Origin of the sequence: Enterobacter cloacae complex sp. IR5384 (assembly GCF_049237265.1) — a bacterium.
Lineage (GTDB): Bacteria > Pseudomonadota > Gammaproteobacteria > Enterobacterales > Enterobacteriaceae > Enterobacter > Enterobacter cloacae.
The window spans coordinates 40,445-64,054 of the sequence record NZ_JBMKHJ010000003.1 but is presented as its reverse complement, the minus strand read 5'-3'; the positions used below and the strand labels follow the sequence as shown (position 1 = coordinate 64,054).

20 protein-coding genes are annotated in these 23,610 nt (G+C 58.4%); 11 read left to right on the top strand and 9 right to left on the bottom strand.

What is annotated here, in order from left to right:
• The first annotated feature begins 94 nt into the window (after positions 1-94).
• From ACOTX3_RS03900 to ACOTX3_RS03885, 4 genes are all read left to right on the top strand, one after another.
• Positions 95-664: a TetR/AcrR family transcriptional regulator gene (locus ACOTX3_RS03900; protein WP_127869128.1), complete on the top strand. Its 570-nt coding sequence runs from the start codon at positions 95-97 to the stop codon at positions 662-664.
• A 148-nt stretch (positions 665-812) separates the two neighbouring features.
• Positions 813-1,934, top strand: coding sequence for an efflux RND transporter periplasmic adaptor subunit (locus tag ACOTX3_RS03895; RefSeq protein WP_058678984.1), 1,122 nt, complete (start codon positions 813-815; stop codon positions 1,932-1,934).
• Positions 1,934-5,044: an efflux RND transporter permease subunit gene (locus ACOTX3_RS03890; RefSeq protein ID WP_058678983.1), complete on the top strand. Its 3,111-nt coding sequence runs from the start codon at positions 1,934-1,936 to the stop codon at positions 5,042-5,044. The genes ACOTX3_RS03895 and ACOTX3_RS03890 overlap by 1 nt, the downstream gene beginning before the upstream one ends.
• Positions 5,044-6,408, top strand: a complete 1,365-nt coding sequence (locus ACOTX3_RS03885) for an efflux transporter outer membrane subunit (RefSeq protein WP_038418274.1) — start codon at positions 5,044-5,046, stop codon at positions 6,406-6,408. The genes ACOTX3_RS03890 and ACOTX3_RS03885 overlap by 1 nt, the downstream gene beginning before the upstream one ends.
• 101 nt (positions 6,409-6,509) lie before the next feature.
• On the opposite strand, the gene ACOTX3_RS03880 is transcribed toward ACOTX3_RS03885, so the two are convergent.
• Positions 6,510-7,460: a LacI family DNA-binding transcriptional regulator gene (locus tag ACOTX3_RS03880; protein ID WP_013094823.1), complete on the bottom strand. Its 951-nt coding sequence runs from the start codon at positions 7,458-7,460 to the stop codon at positions 6,510-6,512.
• Between the two features lie 293 nt (positions 7,461-7,753).
• On the opposite strand from ACOTX3_RS03880, the gene ACOTX3_RS03875 reads away from it, so the two are divergent.
• The 6 genes from ACOTX3_RS03875 (at position 7,754) to ACOTX3_RS03850 (ending at position 14,106) form a co-directional block, all read left to right on the top strand.
• Positions 7,754-8,068: a PTS sugar transporter subunit IIB gene (locus ACOTX3_RS03875; RefSeq protein ID WP_013094822.1), complete on the top strand. Its 315-nt coding sequence runs from the start codon at positions 7,754-7,756 to the stop codon at positions 8,066-8,068.
• 11 nt (positions 8,069-8,079) lie between these two features.
• A complete protein-coding gene (locus tag ACOTX3_RS03870; protein ID WP_013094821.1) occupies positions 8,080-9,405 on the top strand; it encodes a PTS cellobiose transporter subunit IIC in 1,326 nt (441 codons plus the stop codon).
• A gap of 17 nt (positions 9,406-9,422) precedes the next feature.
• On the top strand, positions 9,423-10,796 hold the full coding sequence (locus tag ACOTX3_RS03865; protein ID WP_013094820.1) for a glycoside hydrolase family 1 protein: 1,374 nt from the start codon (positions 9,423-9,425) through the stop codon (positions 10,794-10,796).
• An 11-nt stretch (positions 10,797-10,807) separates the two neighbouring features.
• Complete coding sequence (locus ACOTX3_RS03860) at positions 10,808-11,110, top strand: PTS lactose/cellobiose transporter subunit IIA (protein ID WP_008500136.1); 303 nt, start codon at positions 10,808-10,810, stop codon at positions 11,108-11,110.
• A gap of 134 nt (positions 11,111-11,244) precedes the next feature.
• The gene (locus tag ACOTX3_RS03855; protein WP_013094819.1) at positions 11,245-12,624 is read left to right on the top strand and encodes a carbohydrate porin; all 1,380 of its coding nucleotides are present in this window, start codon (positions 11,245-11,247) and stop codon (positions 12,622-12,624) included.
• A gap of 576 nt (positions 12,625-13,200) precedes the next feature.
• Positions 13,201-14,106: an EamA family transporter gene (locus tag ACOTX3_RS03850; protein WP_023620617.1), complete on the top strand. Its 906-nt coding sequence runs from the start codon at positions 13,201-13,203 to the stop codon at positions 14,104-14,106.
• Between the two features lie 48 nt (positions 14,107-14,154).
• Here the strand turns inward: ACOTX3_RS03850 and nepI are convergent, their stop codons facing one another.
• From nepI to ACOTX3_RS03835, 3 genes are all read right to left on the bottom strand, one after another.
• Positions 14,155-15,345, bottom strand: a complete 1,191-nt coding sequence (nepI, locus tag ACOTX3_RS03845; RefSeq protein WP_023620618.1) for a purine ribonucleoside efflux pump NepI — start codon at positions 15,343-15,345, stop codon at positions 14,155-14,157.
• 64 nt (positions 15,346-15,409) lie between these two features.
• Positions 15,410-15,937: an SRPBCC domain-containing protein gene (locus ACOTX3_RS03840; protein ID WP_058678981.1), complete on the bottom strand. Its 528-nt coding sequence runs from the start codon at positions 15,935-15,937 to the stop codon at positions 15,410-15,412.
• Positions 15,938-16,033: 96 nt separating this feature from the next.
• Positions 16,034-16,486: a DUF1198 domain-containing protein gene (locus tag ACOTX3_RS03835; protein ID WP_014830062.1), complete on the bottom strand. Its 453-nt coding sequence runs from the start codon at positions 16,484-16,486 to the stop codon at positions 16,034-16,036.
• Positions 16,487-16,585: 99 nt separating this feature from the next.
• Between ACOTX3_RS03835 and ACOTX3_RS03830 the strand changes: the two genes are divergently transcribed.
• Positions 16,586-17,488: a LysR family transcriptional regulator gene (locus ACOTX3_RS03830; RefSeq protein ID WP_058678980.1), complete on the top strand. Its 903-nt coding sequence runs from the start codon at positions 16,586-16,588 to the stop codon at positions 17,486-17,488.
• Here the strand turns inward: ACOTX3_RS03830 and ACOTX3_RS03825 are convergent.
• The 5 genes from ACOTX3_RS03825 to uhpA form a co-directional block, all read right to left on the bottom strand.
• Positions 17,476-18,480, bottom strand: a complete 1,005-nt coding sequence (locus ACOTX3_RS03825; RefSeq protein WP_038418263.1) for an alpha/beta fold hydrolase — start codon at positions 18,478-18,480, stop codon at positions 17,476-17,478. The two genes, ACOTX3_RS03830 and ACOTX3_RS03825, sit on opposite strands and share 13 nt — an antisense overlap.
• Before the next feature lie 160 nt (positions 18,481-18,640).
• Complete coding sequence (gene uhpT, locus ACOTX3_RS03820; protein WP_013094812.1) at positions 18,641-20,032, bottom strand: hexose-6-phosphate:phosphate antiporter; 1,392 nt, start codon at positions 20,030-20,032, stop codon at positions 18,641-18,643.
• A gap of 140 nt (positions 20,033-20,172) precedes the next feature.
• Entirely contained in the window at positions 20,173-21,492 is a 1,320-nt protein-coding gene (locus ACOTX3_RS03815; protein ID WP_013094811.1) for an MFS transporter, read from the bottom strand.
• Positions 21,485-22,990 (bottom strand): signal transduction histidine-protein kinase/phosphatase UhpB, encoded by a 1,506-nt coding sequence (gene uhpB / locus ACOTX3_RS03810; protein WP_058678979.1) that lies wholly within the window; start codon positions 22,988-22,990, stop codon positions 21,485-21,487. Before uhpB ends, ACOTX3_RS03815 begins: the two co-directional genes overlap by 8 nt.
• Entirely contained in the window at positions 22,987-23,580 is a 594-nt protein-coding gene (gene uhpA / locus ACOTX3_RS03805; protein WP_013094809.1) for a transcriptional regulator UhpA, read from the bottom strand. Before uhpA ends, uhpB begins: the two co-directional genes overlap by 4 nt.
• Positions 23,581-23,610: the final 30 nt, after the last annotated feature.

Below are 23,610 nucleotides of genomic sequence, written 5' to 3'. Positions count from 1 at the left end.
ATTCATTCAATATGTAAATAAAAAAAGCCTTTCCAATACGCACCCAAAACGTATAATGAGAACGATCATTCTCACTTTTATCCGGTAATCGACGATGAGCACAAAACTGGAAGAACGGCAGAAACAACGTCAGGACGAGATCATCACCGCCGCGCGCCGCTGCTTTCGCGCCAGCGGATTTCATGCGGCCAGTATGTCGCAAATCGCCAGCGAGGCGAAACTCAGCGTCGGGCAAATTTACCGTTATTTCAGTAACAAAGATGCGATTATTGAAGAGATGATCCGCCGTATTATCGATTCCCGTATCGAGGGAATGCAGGACAAAACGGTGGTGGAAGGCATGCCGCAGGCGCTCGCCTGGCGTCAGACGATAAACGAAGACGACGATGCGCTGATGCTCGAAATGTCCGCCGAGGCGACGCGTAATCCGCAGGTGGCCGCCATGTTAACCGCAGCCGAGGCCCGTATGTTTAGCAACGCCTGTGCGCACCTGAAAAAGCAGTTTCCTCATTTAAGTGATGAACATATTCGCTGCTGCGTGGAGATTACCGCCGTGATGATCGAAGGCACAATTTACCGTCGGCTTACGCCTTTAAACATGCCGTCAGAACAATTAGAGCCGATTTATCAGAATATTTTAAATATGCTTTTCACTGCGAAGTAATCGCATGTGAATAATTAACGGGAACAGGTAATTTCCCGGTTTACCATTTCTGGTTCTGCCAGAGATACGGTATCGCTGTGCCTTTAAAACGCCCTCCTCCTTGTTAAGCCATTAACAGGGCGGGCATCGTTCACCCTGGAAAAAGATGATGAAAAAGATAACAACCTCCATCGCCGCATTACTCCTCCTGACAGGGTGTGATAATGCGCAAACATCTGCTCCCCAACGTCCTCTTCCGGAAGTGGGGATTGTCACACTCATGAGCCAGCCGGTGTCCGTCGTCAGTGAACTGACCGGGCGTACCACCGCCGCAATGAGCGCCGAGGTTCGCCCACAGGTGGGCGGCATTATTCAGAAGCGGCTGTTCACCGAGGGCGATACCGTGAAAGCCGGACAAGCGCTGTATCAGATCGATCCCTCCAGCTACCGCGCCGCGTTTGATGAAGCCGCCGCGGCGCTGAAACAGGCGCAAGCGCTGGTGCAGGCCGACTGCCAGAAAGCCCGGCGCTATGCGCAGCTGGTGAAAGACGACGGCGTGTCGCGCCAGGACGCAGAAGACGCGAAATCCACCTGCGCGCAGGACAAGGCCAGCGTCGAGTCAAAGAAAGCCGCGCAGGAGAGCGCGCGCATTAACCTCAACTGGACTACAGTCACCGCGCCGATTGCCGGACGCATCGGCATCTCCTCCGTCACGCCCGGCGCGCTGGTGACCGCTCAGCAGGACACCGCGCTGGCCACCATTCGCGGGCTGGACACCATGTATGTCGACTTAACGCGTTCGAGTGCCGATCTGCTGCGATTACGCAAACAAACCCTCGCCTCGAACAGCGATACGCTGAGCGTCACGTTGCAGCTAGAAGACGGCAGCACCTACAGCGAAAAGGGTCGTCTGGCGCTGACCGAAGTGGCGGTGGATGAATCGACCGGCTCGGTCACCCTGCGCGCCGTCTTCCCGAACCCACAGCATCAGCTTTTGCCGGGAATGTTTGTCCGCGCCAGCGTGGACGAGGGCATCATGAATGACGCGATCCTGGCCCCTCAGCAGGGCATTACCCGCGATGCCAAAGGCAAAGCCACCGCGCTGGTGGTGAACGCCAGCAACAAGGTGGAGCTACGTCAGCTGGAAACGGGTGACACCTACGGCGATAAATGGCTGGTGCTGAGCGGTCTGAAGGCGGGTGACAGGCTGATTGTGGAAGGCACTGACAAAGTCACCGCCGGCCAACAGGTGAAGGCCGAAGAGATGAAATCCAACGGAGGAAATGCCTGATGTTTTCCCGTTTCTTCGTGCGTCGCCCGGTCTTTGCCTGGGTGATCGCCATCCTCATCATGCTCGCCGGGATACTGGCGATCCGCACGCTGCCGGTTGCGCAGTACCCGGACGTCGCCCCGCCGTCGATCAAGATCTCCGCCACCTACACCGGTGCCTCCGCGCAGACGCTGGAAAACAGCGTGACGCAGGTGATCGAGCAGCAGCTCACCGGGCTGGATAACCTGCTCTACTTCACCTCCACCAGCAGTTCGGACGGCTCGGTGAGCATTACCGTCACCTTTGAACAGGGGACCGACCCGGACACCGCGCAGGTCCAGGTGCAGAACAAAGTCCAGCAGGCGGAATCACGCCTGCCGACTGAAGTACAGCAGTCCGGGATCACCGTCGAGAAATCGCAGAGCAACTTCCTGCTGATCATGGGGGTGTACGACAAAACCGACACCGCCAGCAGCTCGGATATCGCCGACTGGCTGGTCAGTAATATGCAGGATCCGCTGGCGCGCGTAGATGGCGTCGGGAGTCTGCAGGTGTTTGGCGCGGAATACGCGATGCGTATCTGGCTCGACCCGGCGAAGCTGGCGTCCTACTCGCTGATGCCTTCAGATGTACAGAGCGCGATTGAAGCGCAGAACGTGCAGGTTTCCGCCGGTAAAATCGGCGCGCTGCCCTCGTCGAACGCCCAGCAGCTGACCGCGACCGTGCGCGCCCAGTCGCGTCTGCAGACGGTGGATCAGTTTAAAAATATCATCGTTAAGAGCCAGTCTAACGGCGCGGTGGTATACATCAGCGATGTTGCACGCGTGGAGATGGGCAGCGAAGATTACACCTCCACCGCGAAGCTGAACGGCCACCCGGCCGCGGGGATGGCGGTGATGCTTTCACCGGGCGCTAACGCGCTCAATACCGCCACGGCGGTGAAAGAGAAAATCGCCGAGTTCAAAAAGTCGATGCCGGAAGGCTACGACGTGGCCTACCCGAAAGACAGCACCGAGTTCATCAAAATCTCCGTTGAGGATGTCATTCAGACTCTGTTCGAAGCCATTATCCTCGTGGTCGTGGTGATGTACCTGTTCCTGCAAAACATCCGCGCCACGCTGATCCCGGCGCTGGCCGTTCCGGTGGTTCTGCTGGGCACCTTTGGCGTACTGGCGCTGTTCGGCTACTCCATCAACACCCTGACCCTGTTTGCGATGGTGCTGGCGATAGGGCTGCTGGTGGATGATGCCATCGTGGTGGTGGAAAACGTCGAACGTATTATGCGTGACGAAGGGCTGCCCGCCCGGGAAGCCACGGAAAAATCGATGGGCGAAATTTCCGGTGCGCTGGTAGCGATTGCGCTGGTGCTCTCTGCGGTGTTCCTGCCGATGGCCTTCTTTGGCGGCTCCACCGGGGTGATTTACCGTCAGTTCTCGGTCACCATTATCTCGGCGATGCTCCTTTCCGTGGTGGTGGCATTAACCCTGACGCCTGCGCTGTGCGGCTCGATTCTGAGCCACACCGCCCCACATAAGAAGGGCTTTTTCGGCGCGTTTAACCGTTTCTACAGCAAGACCGAGCATGGCTATCAGAACAAGGTGCTGCGCGCCCTGCGCCGTTCCGGCGGCATGCTGGTCATCTACGCCCTGCTCTGCGGCGCGATGGGGTTCGCGATGCTGAAACTGCCGGGCAGCTTCCTGCCGACGGAAGACCAGGGCGAAATCATGGTGCAGTACACCCTGCCCGCCGGCGCAACATCGACACGTACCGCCGAAGTCAGCCGCCAGGTGCGCGAATGGTTCCTCACCAAAGAGAAAGCCAACACCAACGTTATCTTCACCATTGAGGGCTTCAGCTTTAGCGGCAGCGGCCAGAACGCCGGGATGGCGTTTGTCTCCCTGAAAAACTGGTCCGAACGTAAGGGGGATGAAAACACCGCTCAGGCCATTGCCCTGCGCGCCACGCAGGAGCTGAGCACCATCCGCGATGCGACCATCTTTGCCATGACGCCACCGGCGGTGGACGGCCTGGGCCAGAGCAATGGCTTTACCTTTGAGCTGATGGCGAGCGGCGGCACCGACCGCGACACGCTGCTCAAGCTGCGTAACCAGCTGATTGGCGAGGCGAATCAGGATGCCTCCCTGCACGCGGTGCGCGCCAACGATCTGCCGCAGATGCCGCAGCTTCAGGTGGATATCGACAACAATAAAGCCGTGTCGCTGGGGCTCTCCCTGAGCGACGTCACCGACACCCTCTCCAGCGCATGGGGCGGCACCTACGTGAATGATTTTATCGATCGCGGCCGCGTGAAGAAGGTCTATATCCAGGGCGACAGCGACTATCGCGCCGTGCCGTCCGATCTCAACAAATGGTATGTACGCGGTAGCGACAGCACCATGACCCCGTTCTCCGCCTTTGCCACCACCCGCTGGGAGTATGGCCCGGAAAGCCTGGTGCGCTACAACGGCTCGGCGGCGTATGAAATTCAGGGCGAGAACGCCAGTGGCGCCAGTTCCGGTACGGCGATGAGCAAAATGGAGCAGCTGGCGAATAATTTGCCGTCCGGCAGCACCTGGGCGTGGAGCGGGTTGTCCTTACAGGAAAAACTGGCGAGCGGCCAGGCCATGAGCCTGTATGCCCTCTCGATCCTGGTGGTGTTCCTGTGTCTGGCGGCGCTGTACGAGAGCTGGTCGGTACCGATTTCCGTCATCCTGGTGATCCCGCTTGGGGTGCTGGGCGCGGCGATTGCCGCCTCCCTGCGCGGCCTGAACAATGATGTCTACTTCCAGGTGGCACTGCTGACCACCATCGGCCTGTCGTCGAAGAACGCCATTCTGATTGTTGAATTTGCCGAGGCGAAAGTCGCCGAAGGCTACTCCCTGACACGTGCGGCGCTGCGTGCTGCCCAGACGCGTCTGCGCCCCATCATCATGACCTCGCTGGCGTTTATTGCAGGCGTGACGCCGCTGGCGATTGCCACCGGTGCAGGGGCCAACAGCCGGGTGGCGATCGGTACCGGCATTATTGGTGGGACGCTGGCCGCCACGCTGCTGGCGATCTTCTTCGTTCCGTTATTCTTTGTACTGGTGAAACGTCTGTTCTCCGGTAAACACAGCAACCGGAGGTCATAATGTTTCGTTTATCTGTTTTCGTGTTAGCGCTGATGAGCGCGGGCTGCGTCTCTTTAGATCCCACGTATCAGCGCCCGGCTGCGCCCGTTCCGGCGACGTTGCCGGGTGCGCACGGCGAAGCCACCGCCGTGGTGAGCCAGTGGCAACAGGTGATGAACGATGCGCGCCTGAAAGGCGTAGTGACGATGGCGCTCAACAGCAACCGCGACCTGCAAAAAGCGATTGCCGATATTGACGCCGCGCGCGCCCAGTACGGCGAAACGCGATCGTCCCTGTTCCCGACGGTGGACGCGGAGCTGAGCCACACCCGCAGCCGCACGCTGGCAAGCGGTGTCGCGACCAGCGATGAGGCCAACGGCACGGTCTCCAGCTTCGAGCTGGATCTGTTTGGCCGCAACCAGAGCCTGTCGCGTGCAGCACGTGAAACCTGGCTTGCCAGTGAATTTACCGCGCAGAACACGCGCCTGACGATGGTCAGCGAACTGACCACCGCCTGGGTGACCCTGGCGGCCGATAACAGCAACCTGGCGCTGGCAAAATCGACAATGGAGAGCGCCGCCAGCTCGCTCAGGATAGTGAAGCGTCAGCAGCAGGTCGGCGTGGCGGCAGCAACGGACGTCAGCGAGGCGATGGCGGTTTACCAGCAGGCGCGAGCCAGCGTGGCGAGCTATCAAACGCAGGTAATGCAGGACAAAAACGCCCTTAATCTGCTGGCGGGTGACACGGTGCCGGACACTCTGCTGCCGGGTACGCTGGAGAGCCTGAGCGATAACGCCATCACGCTGATCCCGGCGGGTGTCAGTTCCAGCGCGCTGCTGCGTCGCCCGGATATTAAGGAGGCGGAGCACAACCTGCTGAGCGCCAACGCCAATATCGGTGCCGCGCGCGCCAACTTCTTCCCCACCATTTCACTGACCGCCAGTGCGGGCGTCGGCAGCGATTCGCTTTCGTCCCTGTTCAGCCACGGGATGAAGGTGTGGTCATTCGCACCGTCCATCACCCTGCCGCTGTTCAGCGGCGGCAACAATCTGGCCCAGCTGCGCTACGCGGAAGCGGAGAAGAAGGGATTGATCGCCACCTACGAGAAAACCATCCAGAGCGCGTTTAAAGACGTGGCCGATGCGCTGGCACGCCGTGAAACGCTCAGCGAGCAGCTTGATGCCCAGCGTGAATACGTTGCGGCCGAGCAAAAAACGCTGGATGTGGCGACCCGCAGCTATCAGGCGGGTGCCGGGGATTATCTGACGGTACTGACCGCGCAGCGGTCGCTGTGGTCGGCGCAGGAATCACTGATATCGCTGCAGCAAACCGACCTGGAAAACCGCATCACGCTGTGGCAGTCGCTGGGGGGTGGGATTGAATAAAGCGGATATGCGGCGAGTGGATTGTATGGAGGATTATTGAGGGCTGGAAACGTGCTTCTCGCCGGGTGGCGGCTGCGCCTTACCCGGCCTGCACAACATTTTTAACGCTTACGCACATCCGGAATGATCAAATCCCCGCGCAGCACGTACGACCCGAGCATCTGTGTTTTTTCCGTCAACCAGCTCACGATGCGTGCCGCCATGGCATCCATGGAATACTCAATGGCCGGGATCACCGGAATGCCTGGCAGATGCAGCGATCCGGCAAGGCTGAAGACCATGATGTCCTCCGGCACCGATTTATTAAACGCCTGCAACTGCGGGATCACCCGCTGCGCTTCCTGCTCGTCCGCAACCAGTAATGCGTTGAAATTCAGCGTGCTGGCGTTATTCAGCAGCTCCTGCAGCGCCACGGACGAGGAGGTCGCGTCCATAAACACGAGGTTGCGGTTGAAGGGCAGGAAATTTTTTTCCAGCGCATGTTTGTAGCCCAGCAGCACCTGATCGGCAAAGCCGCTACCGTGCGGATGGATCAGGGCAATCTGGCGGCGTCCCTGGCTGGTAAGGTAGTTACAGGCGGTTTCGGCGGCGAAGGCGTGATCGAACTGGATGCTATTGGGATTTTCTGAGCCCATACAGTCAACCAGGATGACGTTATCCATGTCGATATCCAGTGGAAAACGCGCGCCAATCACCAGAATGTCATCGCAAAGCCCACAGGAGAGCTCTTCCAGGGCGTGCAGCACGTCCGCTTTGCTATGGGCGAAGCGCAGCAGCAGGTGTTTTTGATGCTGGCTGAGCTGTTTTTCCAGCGCGTACAGATAACCGGTCGTCTGGTTAATATTCTCCTGCGCGCAAATCACCCCGATACACCCCGTCGACTGGCTCAGCAGCGACTGCGCAATCACATTGGGCCGGTAGTTCAGTTCATCTACCGCTTTCAGAACGGCCTGACGGCTGGCTTCCTTTACGCCACGCGACCCACTCAACACTCGCGATACCGTGGCTTTCGACACCCCGGCAAGACGTGATACATCATTGATTGTCGACATCTTTTTCCCCTGACAGGCTTACCTCGCGCCTGCAAATTCCATTACCGCTACGGCTCACATTATAGCCAGTAAGGAGTATATCCGTTTCCGTTTTCCATGGAAACCGATTTTCCGTTTCCACTCAAAATGATGTCAAAACAGCCAAATTCTGTGACACACATCGGGTTAATTAGCCTCATATATAAGGGATATTGATGGTTGTCACACTTCTGTCTTTTATAAATGGAAACCGGTTTCCATCTGATATCCAATCATTACCGCAATATCTATTTACATTTTGAGGATGGTTGTCGATGTTCAAGATTATGCTCTGCTGCTCTGCCGGGATGTCCACCAGCCTGCTGGTCAGCAAAATGGTCGATGTGGCGAAAGAACGCGGTTTGGCGGTAAAAATTGATGCGTACGGCGTTTCCGAATTTGATACGCAGTTTCCGCAATATCAGGTGGTGCTTCTCGGACCGCAAGTGAAATACATGTTACAGACACTCTCAGACAAGGCGGCCACAAAAGGCATTCCGGTCCAGCCCATCGATATGATGGACTACGGCATGCAGCGTGGCGATAAAGTACTGGACTATGCTCTGTCGCTCATCGAAGCGGCACACTAAAAGGTGTTCACATGAGTTCGTTATATCAATCCATGGTCGCGGTGATTGAGCAGTCAATTACCCCGCTGGCCGCGAAGCTCGGCCAGCAAAAGTATGTGATTGCCATCCGCGACGGCTTTACTGCCGCGCTGCCGTTTATGATCATCGGCTCGTTTATGCTGGTGTTCATCTTCCCGCCGTTCTCGGCGGATACCACCAACAGCTTTGCCCGCGGCTGGCTGGATTTCTCCCAGACTTATCGCGAACAGCTGATGCTGCCATTTAACCTCAGCATGGGCGTGATGACCTTCTTCATCTCGGTGGGGATCGGGGCGAGCCTGGGGCGTCAGTTTAATCTCGACCCGGTGATGTCCGGCCTGCTGGCCTTTATGGCCTTCCTGCTGGTCGCCGCGCCGTATGCGGACGGTAAGATCTCCACCCAGTATCTGTCTGGTCAGGGGATTTTCACTGCGCTGATCACCGCCATCTACGCCACCCGCGTCTATGCGTGGCTGAAGCAGAACAACGTGACCATTCGTCTGCCGAAGGAAGTCCCGACCGGCGTGGCGCGTTCGTTTGAGATCCTAATCCCGGTGATGGTGGTGATTGGCACCCTGCATCCGCTGAACCTGTTTATCGAGGCGCAGACCGGCATGATCATCCCGCAGGCGATTATGCACCTGCTGGAACCGCTGGTCTCTGCGTCTGACTCGCTGCCTGCCATTCTGCTCTCCGTGCTGCTGTGCCAGATCTTCTGGTTCGCCGGTATCCACGGCTCGCTGATTGTCACCGGCATCATGAACCCGTTCTGGATGGCGAACCTGTCGGCAAACCAGGCGGCTCTGGCGGCCGGTGCGGCGCTGCCGCACGTCTACCTGCAGGGCTTCTGGGATCACTACCTGCTGATTGGCGGCGTAGGCTCCACACTGCCGCTGGCCTTCCTGCTGCTGCGTAGCCGGGTAACGCACTTACGCACCATCGGCAAAATGGGCGTTGTGCCAAGCTTCTTTAACATCAACGAACCGATCCTGTTCGGCGCCCCCATTATCATGAACCCGATGCTGTTTATCCCGTTCGTGTGTGTTCCGCTGGTGAATGCGTGCCTGGCGTACGCGGCAACCAAACTGGGCTGGCTGGCACAGGTGGTATCGTTAACGCCGTGGACCACGCCCGCACCAATTGGTGCCTCATGGGCCGCCAACTGGGCGCTGAGCCCGGTGGTGATGTGTCTCATCTGTATGGTGATGTCAGCGCTGATGTACCTGCCGTTCCTGCGTGCTTACGAGCGTACGTTGATGAAAAACGAAGAGCAGAAAGCTCAGGCAACCGTCGGTACCGCTGAGACCGCAAGCAATTAAGTCAAAGAGGAAGCGTCATGAAATATACATTTCCCGATAATTTCTGGTGGGGCAGCGCAAGCTCTGCTCTCCAGACCGAAGGGACACGAGAGGGTGAAACCACATGGGATTACTGGTTTGCCCGCGAGCCGAACCGTTTTCACAACGGCGTGGGGCCGCAGCATACCTCCACGTTTTATCAGCACTGGAAAACGGACATTCAGCTGTTAAAGCAGCTGAACCACAACAGCTTTCGCACTTCTATAAGCTGGGCGCGTCTGATCCCCGACGGTATCGGTGAAGTGAATCCAAAGGCGGTCGAATTTTATAACCAGGTCATTGATGAGCTGATCGAGCAGGGCATTACGCCATTTATCACCCTGTTCCATTTCGACATGCCGATGGCGATGCAGGAGATTGGCGGCTGGGAAAACCGGGAGGTGGTGGACGCTTACGCCCGCTATGCGCAGATTTGCTTCGACCTGTTTGGCGACCGCGTGCTGCACTGGTTTACCTTCAACGAGCCGATTGTCCCGGTTGAAGGCGGTTATCTGTACGATTTCCACTACCCCAACGTGGTGGATTTCCGTCGGGCGGCCACCGTGGCGTATCACACCGTGCTGGCCCACGCGAAGGCTGTCCAGGCCTACCGCGCCGGACATTACGCAGGTGAGATCGGCATCGTGCTCAACCTGACGCCGTCCTACCCGCGCTCACAAAACCCGGCGGACGTGAAGGCGGCGCACATAGCGGATCTGATGTTCAACCGCAGCTTTCTGGACCCGGTTCTGCGCGGCGAGTACCCGGCCGATCTGGTAGCGCTGCTGAAATCTTACGACCAGTTGCCCGCCTGTAAACCGGAGGACAGTTTCCTGATCGCGGAAGGGAAAATCGACCTGCTCGGCATTAACTATTACCAGCCGCGTCGCGTGAAGTGTCGCGACAGCGCAGTGAACCCGCAGGCGCCGTTTATGCCGGAGTGGTTCTTTGATAACTACGAGATGCCGGGCCGCAAGATGAACCCGTACCGTGGCTGGGAAATTTACGAGCCGGGTATTTACGATATTCTGGTTAATCTGCGCGACAATTACGGCAACCCACGCTGTTTTATTTCTGAAAACGGAATGGGCGTCGAAAATGAACAGCGTTTTATTGAAAATGGCCAAATCAACGATCAATACCGCATCGATTTTATTTCCGGACATTTAGCCTGGCTGCATAAAGGAATTAGCGAAGGGTGTCACTGTCTTGGTTACCATATGTGGACGTTTATTGATAACTGGTCGTGGTGTAATGCGTATAAAAACCGCTATGGCTTTATTCAGCTCGATTTAACTACGCAACAGCGCACCATTAAAAAGAGCGGAGAGTGGTTTGCTGCCACCTCTTTACATAATAGTTTCGAGAAATAGAGAGAAAGACGATGATTGCCTTAGAAGAAGCCGTGATGGAAATCATCGTCAATGCGGGTCAGTCGCGCAGCCTGTGCTTTGAAGCACTGCACGCTGCGCGGCAGGGCAACATTGACGAAGCCAAAAGCCTGCTGCGCGAAGCCGATGGCTACGCGCGCCAGGCGCACAAGATGCAGACCAAACTCATTGAGCAGGATGCGGGTGAAGCCCGTCAGCCGATGACGTTAATTATGGTGCACGCGCAAGATCATTTAATGAATTCATTACTGGCGCGTGAATTATCCGAAGAAATTATTCATTTATATCAGAGATAATCTATGGCGAAATAACGAGTAATACCTCTGTACCTTAAATAGAAATCCACTTGTTCTGATGATAGCGACATACTCTGTCAGATCGGAGCGGGATGGTTATTGTCTGAATAAAATTAAACTATATTGAGATAACCATGACTACCCTAAAAAAACTTCCATTAACCATGGCGGTTATCGCCGCGCTTTGCCCAATTTCTGTACTCGCACAGGAATTTACCCAGGAACAAATCGACGCCATTGTGGCAAAAGCGGTGGATAAAGCCCTCGCGGAGCGTCAGGCCAAAATGGATGCCGCGGTCGCGAAAAAAGCCGACGTGGTGACGGAGCCGCAAAGCGCGGCGCAATCCCCGGATATGGCTATTCCGTTCGGCATTAAATTTACCGGTTATGCCCGTTACGGCGCGCACTTCCAGGCCGCTGACCAGAAATACGTGGCGGTGGACGGTTCCTATAACGGGGCATCTGCCATCGGTCGTCTGGGTAACGAAGGCAACGGCGGTGAATTCCAGCTCTCCAAGGCCTTCAAGGGTGACAACGGCGCCATCTGGGACATCAACGTGATGATCGACCACTGGGGCGATGAAGTTAACCTGAAAAAAGCCTACGCGGGGGTGACCAACATTATGGCCTCCAACCCGAACGCCTACTTCTGGGCTGGTCGTGACTTCCACCAGCGTCCGCAGCAGGGCATCAACGATTACTTCTGGATGAACCACGACGGCCAGGGCGCCGGGGTGAAGAACTTCGACATCGGCGGCGTGCAGTTTGACGTGGCCGCCGTGGCGGCGGTGGAATCCTGTAGCCCGGAAGTCATGGAGGATGAAGCCAACCCGTCACGCATCACCTGTACCGGCGGGTCCGGCACGGGTGACAAAGGTAACTACGCGGCGACCTCGAAAATCCATGGCATGAAGGTTGGTCCGCTGGATCTGGAGCTGTACGCCAACTACGGCTTTGATTCAAAAGCGGTGGAGAGCGATGAGCGTCTGAATGCCTGGCAGGGCGGCGTGGTGCTGAGCCACACCAACGACAGCGGCGTGAACAAGGTGATTGCCCGTTACTCTGATAACGCGGATAACAGTGTGTTCAATAAAACCGAGGATCTGACCACGGTCTATGCCAGCTTCGAAGGGCTGTACAAATTCACCCAGGCCACGCAGGTGGAGTACATCCTCGCCTTCCACGACTACGACAACAGCCGTGATAAGACCGACAACCGTAAGAACTACAACGCCATTGTACGTCCGATGCACTGGTGGAACGACGTTCACTCCACCTGGCTGGAAGCAGGCTGGCAGCATGTGGATTACGACAACGGCGGCGACAACAAGGGCTGGAAGCTGACCCTGTCGCAGAACATGTCTATCGCCATGGGGCCGGAGTTCCGTCCGATGCTGCGCTTCTACGTCACCGGCGGCAAAGTGGATAACGAACGTACCGCCCGCGTGAACAATACCAAAGACGAAACGCTGGACGACTTCAACGTCGGCGCAATGTGGGAGGCGTGGTTCTAAGGTAAAAGCAAAACGGCAACGAGAGTTGCCGTTTTTAGTGTTTGCTCCCTCTCCCCGTGGGAGAGGGAGCCCCAGTAATTTTTTTACCGAAAGCGACGAATGTTTCTTCAGGAAAATGAATGACGTACAGCGACGCCCTGGTCCGGCTGTAAATCGCTGAGGCGTTTCCTGCAGGCCGGGGCGAGGCGCATGGATGCGCCGAGAGGGCGGCTTTACAGGGACGTTACATCCGCCCGTCCCCGATAAGCCGGAAGGAATAAGCCGAAGGCACCGCGAAGCGGCGATTTACTGCCGGGAGCCCGGGTCGCCAGGGCGGCGGCGATTGAGCCGCCCTGGCACGTTCACAAGTCATGCCGTTACAGAGTAGCAAGGAACATAAAGTGAACGGAATGACCTCCACAGCCGTATGTTCCCCCTCACCCCGGCCCTCTCCCAAAGGGAGAGGGGGCCGTCTGTGCAGGCATTATTTATGGGGAACCCTCAGCCCCGTGGGAGAGGGTCAGGGTGAGGGCGTCAGGCCGCACACAACCATGCTATGCTGTTGACCGAATTAACGACAACATCGCAGGGGAGAACATGGGTTCCACACGTAAAGGGATGCTGAACGTCCTGATCGCCGCCGTTTTATGGGGCAGCTCAGGGGTTTGCGCGCAGTACATCATGGAGAAAAGCCAGATCTCGTCACCGTATCTGACCATGGTTCGCCTGCTGTTTACCGGCCTGATCCTGCTGACGCTTTCCTTCGTTCACGGCGACAAAATTTTCTCGGTCATCAAACATCGCAAAGACGCCCTCAGCCTGCTGTTTTTCTCCCTGGCTGGCGCGCTCACGGTGCAGCTCACCTTCCTGGTGACAATCGAGAAATCCAACGCGGCTACGGCCACCGTGCTGCAGTTTCTGTCACCGACGATTATCGTGGCGTGGTTTGCGCTGGCGCGGAAAAAGCGGCCGGGTCTGTTTGTGCTTTCCGCGATCCTGACCTCACTGGTGGGGACATTTTTGCTGGTCACCCACGGCGACCCCACTTCACTCTCCATCTCGCCTGCGGCTTTGTTCTTTGGCATTGCCTCGGCCTTTGCCGCGGCGTTTTACACGACGTATCCGTCAACCCTGATCGCCCGTTACGGCACCTTGCCGATTGTCGGCTGGAGTATGTTGATCGCCGGCTTAACGCTGACGCCGTTCTACGCCGGACGCGGCACCGCGTTTGTTATTGACGGCAGCCTGCTGCTGGCGTTTTTCTACCTGGTGGTGATCGGCACGGCGCTGACCTTCAGCCTGTACCTGAAAGGCGCGCAGATGATCGGCGGGCCGAAGGCGAGCATTCTGAGCTGCGCCGAGCCGCTGAGCAGCGCGTTACTGTCGGTGATTTTACTGGGCGTGGCGTTTACGCTGCCGGACTGGCTGGGCACGCTGCTGATCGTGTCGTCGGTGGTGTTGATTTCGATGGATTCGAGAAAACGGGTGAAAGCCCCGGCATAGCCTGTTGCCCTCACCCCAGCCCTCTCCCACGGGAGAGGGAGAAAAGCATTACTTCGTCTTCACTTTCCCTGCCACCAGCAGCGCGGTCAGCAGCATCAGCGTGCCGGAGATGACCAGCGGCGACGTCAGCCCCAGGTGGTCGAGCGCCACGCCGCCCACCGCCGCTCCGCAGGTGTTCGCCAGCTGGATCACCGCCACCTGAATCGACCCGGCTTTTTCAGCCTGATCGGCAAGCGAGCGGGTGATCCACGTCGACCAGCCCACCGGCACCAGCGCAAAGGCAAAGCCCCAGATAATCGCAATCGCCGAGGCAACCCATTTGTCGCTGCCCCACAGAATGAGCACGACGGCACTGACAGCCAGTACCAGCGGGGCGCCAGCAAGCGCCACTTTCAGGGAGCGCTTCAGGAACTGAGACGACAGCGAGGTGCCGACAAAGCTGGCGATACCGAAGCTGAGCAGCACCAGCGTCAGGCCATCCACGTCAAAGCCCGCCATGGTCATAAAGACCGGACGGATATAGGTAAAGAAGGCAAACTGCCCGGCAAAGGCCATGAAGATGGCGGTCATCCCCGCCAGCACGCCGGGGCGCTTAAGCAGACTGAACATGTTCTGTTTGTGGTGCGCCGCTTCTCCCGGCAGGGACGGCAGCGCTTTCCACACCCACAGAATGCAGAGAAAACCCATCACCGCTGCGGCGTTAAAGACGTTACGCCAGCCGATGATTCCCCCAAGGAAACTTCCCAGCGGCGCGGCAATCACCAGCGCGATGGAGACTGCGCCAAAGATAACGGAGAGGGCTTTCGGCACGGTGCGTGCCGGCACCAGACGCATGGTGAGCGAGGCGGACATTGCCCAGAAACCGCCCAACCCCAGCCCCAGACAGGCGCGGCCGAGCAGCAGCAGGGTGAAGCTCTCCGCGAAAGAGACCAGCAGACAGGAGAGCGTCAGGAGCACGCTGAAGAGAATGACCACTTTGCGGCGATCAATCGCGCCAATAACCTGCGTGATAAACAGGCTGGCAAACATCGCCACAAACGCGGTCACGGTAACGGACTGCCCTGCCACGCCTTCGGAAATGCCGAGATCCTGCGCCATCGGCGTCAGCAGGCTGACCGGTAAAAACTCCACGGTAATAAGACAGGCGACACAGAACGCCACGGAAAAAACCGCCGACCAGTTGGGGCGAGAAACCTCTTTGGTCTGCGGTCTGGTCGTGGGCTGGATATGTTCTGTCATGGTGTCACCTGAGATAAAAACGTGCGGGAAAGTCGCGCAGTTTATCATCAAAAGTGTGACGAATTTAACGTTTCGACAACTTTTCTTGCATCGCCGCCTTCGCCAGCCCAACGATCCACTCCTGGTGCCCGTTGATCATCGGGTTCGGTAGGGTACGTGCTAATTCCTGTGCCGGAACGCCTTTCTGCGACTCCTGAGTCAAAATACGGACGCGGTTACCCGGTAAGTCTTCAAACAGCCAGGCGTGGATCACATCCAGACGCGCGCTCTCCTCCCCTTCCACCCAGCCGTGCCAGGCGATACGCGCCGCCTCGCCATCGACCGGCGGAACGTACTCCGTCACCCGCGCCTCAACCGGAAAGCCAAAGGTCGTGAAGCGGAAGCGGGCGTTGGCGCTCAGTTCCGGACCGCTGCCGTCGTGAAAACGAATATCTTCGGCGTTGCTGTAGTAGTTCGGCCACAGGGTAGTGTCGTTAAGCTGCGCCCAAATCTCTTTTGCGCTCAGCCCGGCGACAATGATTTCGTTGGACGCAAAGTTATCGGTGGTGCCTGGCAGGTAATCGTCTGGCCAGATAATGGCGGATTGTTTCATGGTTCACCTCATCGTGAGTGGATGAGGTGATGGTGCGCCCGTGAGTGGTATAAATCTAATGATGATGCCTTATACTCATCATCACGGTTCGTGATATCAGTGCAGGTAAAACACACCCTCTTCTGGCAGAAAGAGCTGGTTGTAACGCAGCTGGAAAGCGTTCAGCTCCTGCGGATCCGGCTCCATCTCGCGCATAAAGCCGAGGGCGAGGCGGATTTGCGCATCGGTGATCGGCGCGGCCAGACGGGCTTTACGCAGCATGCGGTGCCAGGTGTGGAGATTTTCTTCGCTACCGTCGACGATACAGACCTGCCAGATGAGCAGCACCTGGGCAGCGTTTTGCAGATGCGCCTCGTCCGGGCGTTCAAGATAGCGGATAAACTCATTGCCGGGCGTTTTACCGAACTGATCGATCATCGATTCTACCGGCATCGGGGTGATACCTAGCCGTTCGCTCAAGCGTTTGATGGCGCGGCGGGAATCCGAGGTCAGGACACGAAACCCAACCACAAACACCACGGCAAGCGTTGCCAGCATTATCCAGACCATGCGTTCTCCTTTGAATAGCCGCTCATCATAGCGGGAAACGCAGGGTATCGACAGCGGGCACGGCCATAATAGTGAACTGAAAAAAGGTAGAACATCGTCATGAAAACGGATCTGCGCACGCTGGATCTTAACCTGCTGAAAACGCTCGACGCCCTGCTGGATGAACGCAGCGTCACCCGCGCGGCGGCGCGTCTGGCCCTAACCCAGCCGGCGGTCAGCGGCATGCTGAACCGCCTGCGGGATTACTTCGACGACCCGCTGTTTATCCGAGCGCCCCACGGCATCGTACCCACGACGCGTGCGGAAGAGCTGGCCGCGCCGGTGAAGCGCATCCTGGCAGATATCGACCTCCTGCTGCAGCCGGTGGCGTTTGACCCACTGCAGGCCACCCTCACCTTCACGCTTGCTGCTACCGATTACGCACTCCGCGCGATCGCGGTGCCGTTTATCGCGGCACTGAAGGTGCGGGCACCGGCAATACGCGTGCGGGTTATACCTGTCGATTCCGAGCGGATGATGAACCAGCTTGAACGCGGGAACGTTGACGTGGCGCTGATCACGCCCCACACCACGCCAGACGACCTGCACAGCCGGGCGCTTTATGATGAACGGTACGTTTGCATGATGCGTGCCGACCACCCGGACGCGGGCAAACCGCTCTCTCTGGCGCGCTTTTGCGCCCTTGAGCACGTGCTGGTCTCTTATGAGGGTGACAGTTTTCGCGGCGTGACGGATGGCGCGCTGGAAAAAATGGGCCGGACGCGGCACGTGGGGTTATCGGTGAGCAACTTCCTGGTACTGCCGGATGTACTGGCGATAAGCGATATGATCGCCGTGGTACCGTCACGGATAGCGGAAAACCAGACAGGAATGTTTGTCTGCGACACACCGGTTCCGGTGCCGGGTTTCACCAAGTGCATGGCCTGGCACGCCAGAACACACCGTAATCCCGCGCAGATGTGGCTGCGCGGGTTGTTGCTGGAAACCAGTCAGCGAGCCTGAAGCCCTTTCAGCAGTGCCTCGTGGAAGCGTGCAGGATCCTGCATCTGCGGCGCGTGCCCCATGTCGTTGAACTCGACCAGCGTCGCGTGCGGGATGCGTTTCGCCGTCTCCTTCCCCAGCACCGCATAGTTGCCGAGCGTTTTGCGGATCTCAGGCGGGGCGAGATCTTTCCCGATGGCGGTGTTGTCCTTCGTGCCGATCATCAATAATACCGGCATCTTTAGTTCACTAAATTCGTAGATCACCGGCTGGGTGTAAATCATGTCGTAGAGCAGCGCCGAGTTCCAGGCCACACGTTCTTTTCCCGGCCCGTTGTTCAGTCCGGCGAGCATGGTGACCCAACGCTCATACTCCGGCTTCCACTCTCCGGCGTAGTAGGTATTTTTCTCGTACTGACGAATGCCGTCGGCGCTGACCTTCAGCTCGCGCTGATACCACTGGTCGACCGTAATATGCGGCACGCCGCGCGCTTTCCAGTCTTCCAGACCAATTGGGTTGACCATCACCAGCTGCTCCACCTGCTGCGGCCACATCAGCGCGTAGCGGGTCGCCAGCATGCCGCCAGTCGAGTGGCCGATAACCGTCACGCGATCGACGCCGAGCGTTTTCAGCAAGGCGTGGGTGTTATCCGCCAGCTGCTGAAAGGTGTACTGATAATGCTCCGGTTTGGTGGATTTACAAAAGCCAATCTGGTCGGGAGCGATCACCCGATAACCGCTGGCTGAGAGCGCACGGATAGTGCCGTCCCAGGTACCGGCGCAGAAGTTTTTGCCGTGCATCAGCACCACGGTGCGGCCGTTGGGTTTTTCCGGCTTCACGTCCAGATAAGCCATATCCAGAGACTGTTCCTGGGAGGTAAACGTAAAGTGTTTTACCGGCCAGCCGTAGTCGAAACCTTCCAGCTTCTCACCGTAGGTGGGCGCATCCGTAGCCATTGCGGGGGTTGCCAGCGCCATCAACAGCGCCAGGCAGGATAATCGTCGGGTCAACATGCAAGCTCTCCCATAGCAAAAGGAATAAGGCTGCGCGAAAGGCGGCAGCAAAAAAACTGTAGAGCAAGGAGAGGGGCGAGTGTGTAAAGCGGGGTAAAAACTGGAATTTAAAATAAAAAAGCCCGGCATCACACACCGGGCAAAGAAGTCACCTGCACACTCAGGCTGCTTTTAATTTCTGCACACGATTTTCACGGCGAATTTTACGTTCTTCGAGCACCGCAACCATCGCCATCAGGACGATACAGCCGATGGCGGCGGCATCCAGCGCCGCAAAGGTGCCTGCCCAGCCGGTGAGGCCGAAAATCGGCGTGCCGTCGGCAATCATCCCCAGACCCAGCTTGGCGAAGCTGTCGCCAATCAGGTAGGCGAAGGTGCCTTTAATCCCATCGGCGGCGCCGATCGCTTTTTTCGGTACAAAACCTACCGCCGCTACGCCGATCAACAGCTGCGGACCAAACACCAGGAAGCCGAGCGCAAACAGAGACGCCAGGTAAACGTACTGGTTGCTGGCGTGCTGGTAGACGCCCAGGGTAGCGATAATCAGCGCCAGCGCGACGCAGGCCACCAGCGCACGACGACCGTTGGCGAGGTCAGAGAGCCAGCCCCACAGCAGCGTACCGACCAGCGCACCCACCTCAAACAGGGTGAAGCCCTGAATCGCGACTTCTTTTGAGAGCTTCAGCTCCTGGAAGGCATACACGGTCGACCACTGGTCAATACCGATGCGCACCACGTACAGGAAAATGTTGGAGAAGCAGAGCAGCCAGATCACTTTGTTTTTCAGCACGTACTCAACAAAGATCTGCCATTTTGTCATCTCGTTCTCTTCGGTCTCTTTGTCCTCTTCGCTGATCGCCTCGCCGAACAACTCTTCGGCTTTACCGAGGCCGTAAGATTCCGGAGAGTCACTGCCGAAACGCAGACCGATAAAGCCGACAATCAGGGCGATAATCGACGGAAAGATAAACATGCCGATGACGTGACCGTCAAACAGGTAGTTAGCACCGAACAGCGCCACCCCTGCCGCACCCGCCCCGCCGAGGTTGTGGGAGATGTTCCACATGCCAAGGTATGAACCACGCTTACGGCGCGGGGTCCATTTGGTGATGGTGGAGTAGCTGCACGACCCACCGGTACTCTGGAAGAAACCGCTCAGGGCGTAGAAGGCGATCATCAGGAACAGGCTGACGGAGCCCGCGCCCATGCTGGCGCTGAAGCCGAGCATACAGATGGCGGAGAGGATCAGCATAAACGGCAGGAATTGCTTGGTGTTTTTGCCGTCTGCATAGTACGAGACAACGGTTTTGCCCACGCCGTAGGTGATGGAGAAGCCCAGGCCAATCATCCCCAGCTGCGTCATGCTCAGCCCGTAGGTGGAGATCATGTCGTTCTGCGCGATGTTAAAGTTTTTGCGGATCAGGTACATGGTCAGGTAGCCGATAAAGACCACCAGATAGGACTGCATGAACGGTTTGAACCACATTTTGCGCCGCACGTCGAGCGGCAGATCCAGGGTCGGCTTGCGCACCTGATTAAGGAAGGCCAGCATGGTTTGCTCCTGAGCTGATTTTTACCTGCGAATAGCAGGCATTGTAAAAATCAGCCAGGAGAGATGCCTGAGACAGCGTCCAGGTAAAACCGGGAAAATTTCTTAGTTTTGCGCCACTCGGGGTGAAAAGGTGAGGCGCATCACATCACACTGGCTTCACGCGGCGCCTGCGCATGCAAAAACGGCAGCAGCAGCAGGGCCGATATCCCCGCCGCGATGGCGATCACGGCAAAGAAACCGCTCCAGTGCCAGATGTCGATCACCCGCGCCAGCGGCCAGCCGGAGAGGGACGCGCCCAGGTAGGCGAACAGCCCGACGAAGCCCGTCGCCGCACCGGCCGCCTCTTTATGCGAGCATTCTGCCGCCGCCATGCCGATCAGCATCTGCGGGCCAAACACGAAGAAGCCGATGGTAAAGAAGCACGCCGCCTGCATCACGTAGCTGGCGAACGGCATCAGCCACAGCGAACCGACGGAGAGTAAGATTCCTGCCGCAAAGATGAGGTTCATTGGGCCACGGTTGCCGTTGAAGAGCTTATCCGAACCCCAGCCCGCCACCAGCGCGCCGATAAACCCGCCCAGCTCGAACATCGTCACCGCCGAGTTGGCGGTCACCAGGTCCACCCCCAGCGTCTCGGACATGTACAGGTTACCCCAGTCGTTGATGGCCGCGCGCACCACGTAGACCAGCACGTAGCAAAGCGACAGCAGCCAGATATACGGGTTTAACAGCACGTATTTGGTGAGGATCTCTTTGCGCGTCAGCCCCGCCCCCTCAAGCTGTTGCGCCACTTCCATTTCATCGTGCCGCCAGTCGCCCACCGCGGGCAGCCCCACGGTTTGTGGCCTGTCGCGCAGCCGCCAGCAGAGGAACAACCCGGCCAGGATCGCCAGACCACCGGCAATCATCATCCCCGCGCGCCAGCCGTAGTGCAGCGCCGCTGCGCCCACCACCATTGGGATCAGCGCGCCACCGACGTTATGCGCGGTGTTCCAGATAGCCCACCAGCCGCCGCGCTCGTTGCGCGAATACCACGCCGTGAGCAGGCGGGCGCAGACCGGCGCGCCCCAGCCCTGGAAAAAGGCGTTCAGCGCCCACAGCAGGGCAAAGGCCCAGAGCGAGGTGGAGAAGCCAAACAGAATGTTCACCACGCCGGTGGCGATTAGTCCAAAACCCATAAAATAGCGGGCGTTGGAGCGGTCGCTGACGATGCCGGAGAAGAATTTCGACAGGCCGTAGGTGATGTAGAACAGCGTCGCCAGCAGGCCGATATCGGTGCGCGTCATCACGCCGCTGGCAAGGATTTCCGGCGCGGCGGCGTTGAAACTTTTGCGGGTAAAGTAGAACAATGCGTAGCCGAGCCAGATAGTGATCAGGATATGACGACGCCAGTAGCGGTAGCGGGCGTCGATCTCCGCTTTGTTGCCTATCGGCGCGGCGTTTGCGGGGGTTTTAAACATGATGGCTCCTTAGCGGCAGGCTGACGCTGACGCGCGTCCCGTGGGTGCAGGAGATATTCAGCGTGCCGCCCAGCGCCTTCACGCGCTCGCGCATGCCCGCCAGGCCAAACCCCTGCTGCCCCGAGCCCGGCGGCAGGCCGCAGCCGTCGTCCTCAATCACCAGCCTGAGGCTTTCATCCTGCTGCCAGCCCTGCAGCGTCACCGCGCTGGCGTTGGCGTGTTTGACGATATTGTTCAGCCCTTCCTGACAGACGCGGAACAGCGTGACGCGCTGGCCTTCACTCAGCAATGATTCATCAATGCGCCAGTCGAGATGGCTGACAATTCCGCGGCTTTCCAGCTCCATCTCGCGCATCAGGGAGCGCACCGCCTGTTCCAGAGAGAGATCGTCCAGCTGGCGCGGACGGAGCCTGCCCAGCAGGCGACGCACCGAATCGTACACGCCAAGAGAGAGCTGTTCGATATGCGCCCCGCCCTGCTTCACTCCGGCGTTATCCGCCGCCAGGCGCTGAACAATGCCCGCCTGGGTGCGAATGGCGGTAATGGTCTGGCCGATGTCGTCATGCAGTTCGCGCGCCACCTCCTGGCGCACGCTCTCTTCGGTCTCCAGCAGGCGTTCTGCCAGGCGGCGATTGCGCGACAGTTCGGTTTGCAGGGACTGGTTCAGCTCACGCAGGCGCTGAATACCTGCCCCGAGCAGCAGCCCGGTCAGGCTCTGCGCCAGCAGAGAGAGCAGTAAATCGACCGGGTGATCGTGCCAGGTCTGGCTGGCAATCAGCGCGATAGCGTTCATCAGCGTGGCGATCAGCGCCCCCTGCCAGCCGTAATGCCAGGAGAGAGCAATGATCGGCAGCGCCAGACAAAACGGGGTAAAACGGGAAAGCTCAGCAGGCAGGCCAAGCTGCAGCCACAGGCTCACCACAAACAGCAGCAGATACCAGATGAGATGTCGGGCGCGCCAGTTAACCGGCTGGGAGACCAGCGATGGCCCGAGCGGCTGCCAGACAGTGCTGGTGAGATAGTGCCAGAAAACCAGACAGGTGGGTGCCAGCGTCAGGCCGCCGGTCAGGGTCAGCAGCAGGGCGTTAAGCATCTCCTTTTCGCCTACCCACGGCAGGGATTGCAGCAGCGCGGCAGCAATCAGCGCCGCCCCCTGGCGCAGCAGCGTGCGCCAGTCGCGCTGGTGACGATAGCGGGAAATCAACGCAACCGGGAGGAGCGTGAGCAGGCTTCCGGTCATCAATAAGGGCAGATGCGCGAGGGCGACCACCTGCGACAACCAGATCAGCATCAACCACTCTGCGCCCAACAAAACCGGCCAGTAGCCGCGCGGGCATTGCAACATCAGCCCCAGACGCAGGCCAAAGGGAAACAGCAGCACCGCCAGCTCCGGGCGTTCCACCAGATGCAGGCTGATGCTCCACAGGCAGAACCAGGCGGCAGAGAAGATAAAAAAGCTGGCAACAACGGCGATCAGCCGCGAAATCAACGGGTTCATTGCCAGCTATCGAACATACGGCGCGCCAGCTCGACGTCGTTGCTGACGCCGAGTTTTTCCATCAGGTTGGCGCGGTGAACGTGCACGGTTTTGGGCGACAAACCCAGTTCGGCGGCAATCTCTTTTACCGCCATCCCCTGCGCGAGTTTTTCTGCCACCTGACGCTCACGCCGGGTAAGCGGATCCTGCCGTCCGGCCGCCAGCTTGAGGGCGATATCCGGCGTCAGGTAGCAGCCGCCCGTCGAGACGGTGCGCACGGCGGCGATCAGCTCATCCGGGCTACAGCGTTTTGACAGAAACCCACGCGCACCGGCATTGAGCGCCTGCTCCACCAGCGCCGGGCTGTCATGAACCGAGAGCATGATAATCGCCATCCCTTTCGGTAACTGACTTAACAGCTCCAGCCCGGAGAGATCTGGCATTGAGATGTCACAGATACAGACCTGTACGCCACGCCCCGGCAGGCCCGCCAGCGCCTCGCGCCCCGAGCCGAACTCTGCCACCACCTGAAAATCCGGTTCGAGGTTTAGAAGCTGGGCAAAGCCGGAGCGAACGATAAGGTGGTCGTCGATGAGAGCGATGGTGGTCATGTCTGTTCCTGCGGTCTGAAAACGCCGGAT